Genomic DNA, 3,197 nt, shown 5'->3' on the forward strand with positions numbered 1-3,197 from the left:
CTTCTCGAACAGGCCGTGCACCAGCCCACTGCGGCAGGCGGTAGCGGTTGCGTGCCAGCACCGGGTACACCCGGTCGGCCAGCGGCCCGATGACCGGCCAGCGGGTGGCGGCGGTCAGCCAGCCCAGACCCACGGCCTCGTAGGCCGCGCGGAACACCGCGACGCCGCGCAGCAGCCGGCCGTCGGCCTGGCGCGCATGGATCAGGGTGAGCAGGTCGTCCCGGGTGGTGCCTGCCGGTGGGCCTTTGAAGTCCGGCGCCCACACGTCGGCAAAGCGCAGCAGGCCGCCGGTATTGCGCAGCATCAGGTTGCCCATCTCGGCGGCGCACAGGCGGCAGCGCGAGTCGAAGTAGAGGGTGAGGGGATAGATGGCGGGGTCGGGGGTGGCTGCGGCATTCATGTTCAATCCTTCCGAAATTTCATTCAAAACAGAAACATCAGGGCAAAAAAAGGCTTAGCCCGGGGATGCCTTGTCGGCCGTTCCGCCGCGCACGAACTTCTGCACGCTGGCCCCCAGGCGCAGCACCTTGTCGAGCGTGGCGGGGGACAGGCGCAGCATTTCGTCGGCCCACACCCCCAGCGAATCCATGAGGTGCAGCGTCTCGCGCACGCGGTCCTGGGCATCGGCGGTTTCGCTGGCGAAGTCGGGGCGGGCCACCAGTTCGCGCAGCATGCGCACGGTGGGGTCGAACTCGCGCTCCTTGCGTTCGCGCACCACGGTGCGAAACAGCTCCCACACGTCGGTGGAGGTTTCGAAATAGTCGCGCCGGTCGCCCAGCACGTGGGTGGTGCGGATCAGGTTCCAGTTGAGCAGCTCCTTGAGGCTGTTGCTGGCGTTGGAACGGGCCACGCCCAGCGTCTCGCAGATTTCCTCGGCATGCAGCGGGCGGCCATGGAAGAAGAGCAGCGCGTGGATCTGGGCCACGGTGCGGTTCACGCCCCAGGCGGTCCCCATCTCCCCCCAGTGAACCACGAAGCGTTGGGCGATGTCGGTCAGTTGCATGGGGGCAGTTTAGGTTTTCCTTTATTTCTGTCAAGACAGAAATAAAAGCCGCGCCATCACTGCACCTTCGCTGCACCGACCCTGGGCGAACGGCGGCAAACCCGTTCAGCCCTGCGGGTCATGCCGCCGCGCGCCGCAGGCCCTAGACTCTTGCGCTGCCGATCCTTTCACCCAACCAGGAGCCAGACCATGCTGCGTGATGACCTCAAGACCGATTTCGACGCCCTCTTGCCGGGCCAGAGCACCGAGGCGGGAGCCACCCGCCGAACCGCGATGCGCGTCGCCCTGGGTGCCGGTTTCGGCGTGGGCTATGCCGCCGCGGCCATGCCCGTGATGGCACAGACCGCGATCCAGACGCCCGCGGACGGGCTCACGGCGGGCAAGGTCAGCATCGAGGTCAACGGCTTCAAGGTGCCCGCCTACCGCGCCGCGCCCGCCGGCAAGACCGACCTGCCGGTGGTGCTGGTGATCCAGGAGATCTTCGGCGTGCATGAATACATCGCCGACACCTGCCGCCGTTTCGCCAAGGCCGGCTACCTGGCCATCGCCCCCGAGCTGTATGCCCGCCAGGGCGATCCGCTCCAGTACACCGAAGCCGCCAAGCTGATGAGCGAGCTGGTCTCCAAGGTGCCCGACGCGCAGGTGCTGGCCGATCTGGACGGCACCGTGAAGTGGGCGGGCGAGAACGGCGGCGACCTGAAGAAGGTCGGCATCACCGGTTTTTGCTGGGGTGGCCGCATCACCTGGCTGTACGCCGCCCACGGCCCCGTCAAGGCGGGCGTGGCCTGGTACGGCCGGCTGGTGGGGCAGGCCAGCGAGCTCACGCCCAAGCACCCGGTGGACATCGCCCCGATCCTCAAGGCGCCGGTGCTGGGCCTGTACGGCGAAAAAGACAGCGGCATCCCCCTTGACACGATTGATAAGATGAAAGCGGCTCTCCAGACCGGCTCCGCCGCCGCCAAGGCGTCGCAGTTCGTCGTGTATCCCGACGCGCCCCATGCCTTCCATGCCGACTACCGGCCCAGCTTCCGCAAGGAAGCGGCCGAGGACGGGTGGAAGCGGGCGCTGCAGTGGTTCAAGACACACGGCGTGGCCTGAGAGACCATCGCCGGCGGCGTTCCTGCCCCAGCGGTCCCGCCAAAGCCCTTCGGGGCTTTTTTTGCGCGCCGGGCGCGCCGAATCGATTCGATACAAAAGGCCGACAGGCCTTGCAGGGAAAGCACGAGAAGCCATGACTTTGGTAGCAATCATCCTGGCCACGTTGGCGGCCGGCATCGGCAGCGTGTGGGTGGCCGCCCTGTTGATGCGCGCGGGGCTGGGCGACGGCCGGCGCGGCGTGGGGCCGCAGCACCTGCTGAGTCTGGCGGCCGGCGCGCTGCTGGCCACGGCCTTCATGCACCTGCTGCCCGAGGCGTTCGAGAGCCAGGCCGGCGCGCACGACCTGTTCGCCACGCTGCTGGTGGGGCTGGTGTTCTTCTTTCTGCTCGACAAGGCCGAGCTGTGGCACCACGGGCATGAGCATGGCCACGGACACGGACACGGCCATGCGCATTCGCACGGGCATGCCCATGGCCATACGCAGGGGCACGGCCACGCCCATGACCACGCCAACGGTGATGCGCACGCCCACGGCGAAGGCGAAGCGCGGCGCGGTGGCGGCGGCTGGGCGCTGCTCACGGGCGACAGCGTGCACTGCTTCGGCGACGGCATCCTGATCGCCTCGGCTTTCATGGCCGACCTGCGCCTGGGCGTGGTGGCGGCCCTGTCGGTGCTGGCGCACGAGGTGCCGCACCACATGGGCGACCTGGTGGTGCTGCGCCAGGCCAGCGCCAACCGCCGCATGGCGCTGCTGAAGGTATCGCTGGCCGGCGCGGTGACCGCCCTGGGCGGGGTGGTGGGGTACTTCCTGGTCGGCGAGCTGCAGGACTGGCTGCCTTACTTCCTGGCCATCGCCTCCAGCAGCTTCATCTACGTGGCGCTGGCCGACCTGATCCCGCAGCTGCAAAAGCGCCTGAGCGCGGGCCAGACGGTGGCGCAGATCGCCTGGCTGGTGGCGGGGATGACGGTGGTCACGCTGGTGAGCGGCATGGCCCACGCGCACTGACCGGCTGTGGGGCCCCGGTGCGGCGGCGCGTCAGGGCCTGGGTTTGCTATTCAATCAATAGCGTTATGCCGGCGGTTTGATTGTGCTGGC

The 3,197-nt window shown here is 68.2% G+C and carries 4 protein-coding genes; 2 read left to right on the top strand and 2 right to left on the bottom strand.

Annotated features, from left to right (window positions below; translation table 11 throughout):
* Together AC27IQ_RS21140 and AC27IQ_RS21145 are read right to left on the bottom strand one after the other, a co-directional pair.
* Window positions 1-400: thiol-disulfide oxidoreductase DCC family protein (locus tag AC27IQ_RS21140; protein WP_487090667.1), on the bottom strand; the 400-nt coding region annotated here is incomplete at its 3' end.
* 54 nt (window positions 401-454) lie between these two features.
* Window positions 455-1,003 carry a GbsR/MarR family transcriptional regulator gene (locus AC27IQ_RS21145; protein WP_487090668.1) on the bottom strand — a complete coding sequence of 183 codons (549 nt, stop codon included), beginning with the start codon at window positions 1,001-1,003 and terminating at the stop codon, window positions 455-457.
* A 189-nt stretch (window positions 1,004-1,192) separates the two neighbouring features.
* Here AC27IQ_RS21145 and AC27IQ_RS21150 point away from each other — a divergent pair, with 189 nt between their 5' ends.
* Entirely contained in the window at window positions 1,193-2,101 is a 909-nt protein-coding gene (locus AC27IQ_RS21150) for a dienelactone hydrolase family protein (RefSeq protein ID WP_272564527.1), read from the top strand.
* Window positions 2,102-2,234: 133 nt separating this feature from the next.
* Window positions 2,235-3,107 (top strand): ZIP family metal transporter, encoded by an 873-nt coding sequence (locus tag AC27IQ_RS21155; protein WP_487090669.1) that lies wholly within the window; start codon window positions 2,235-2,237, stop codon window positions 3,105-3,107.
* Window positions 3,108-3,197 lie beyond the last annotated feature (90 nt).

It is taken from the genome of Acidovorax sp. KPB24-07, from assembly GCF_057543315.1.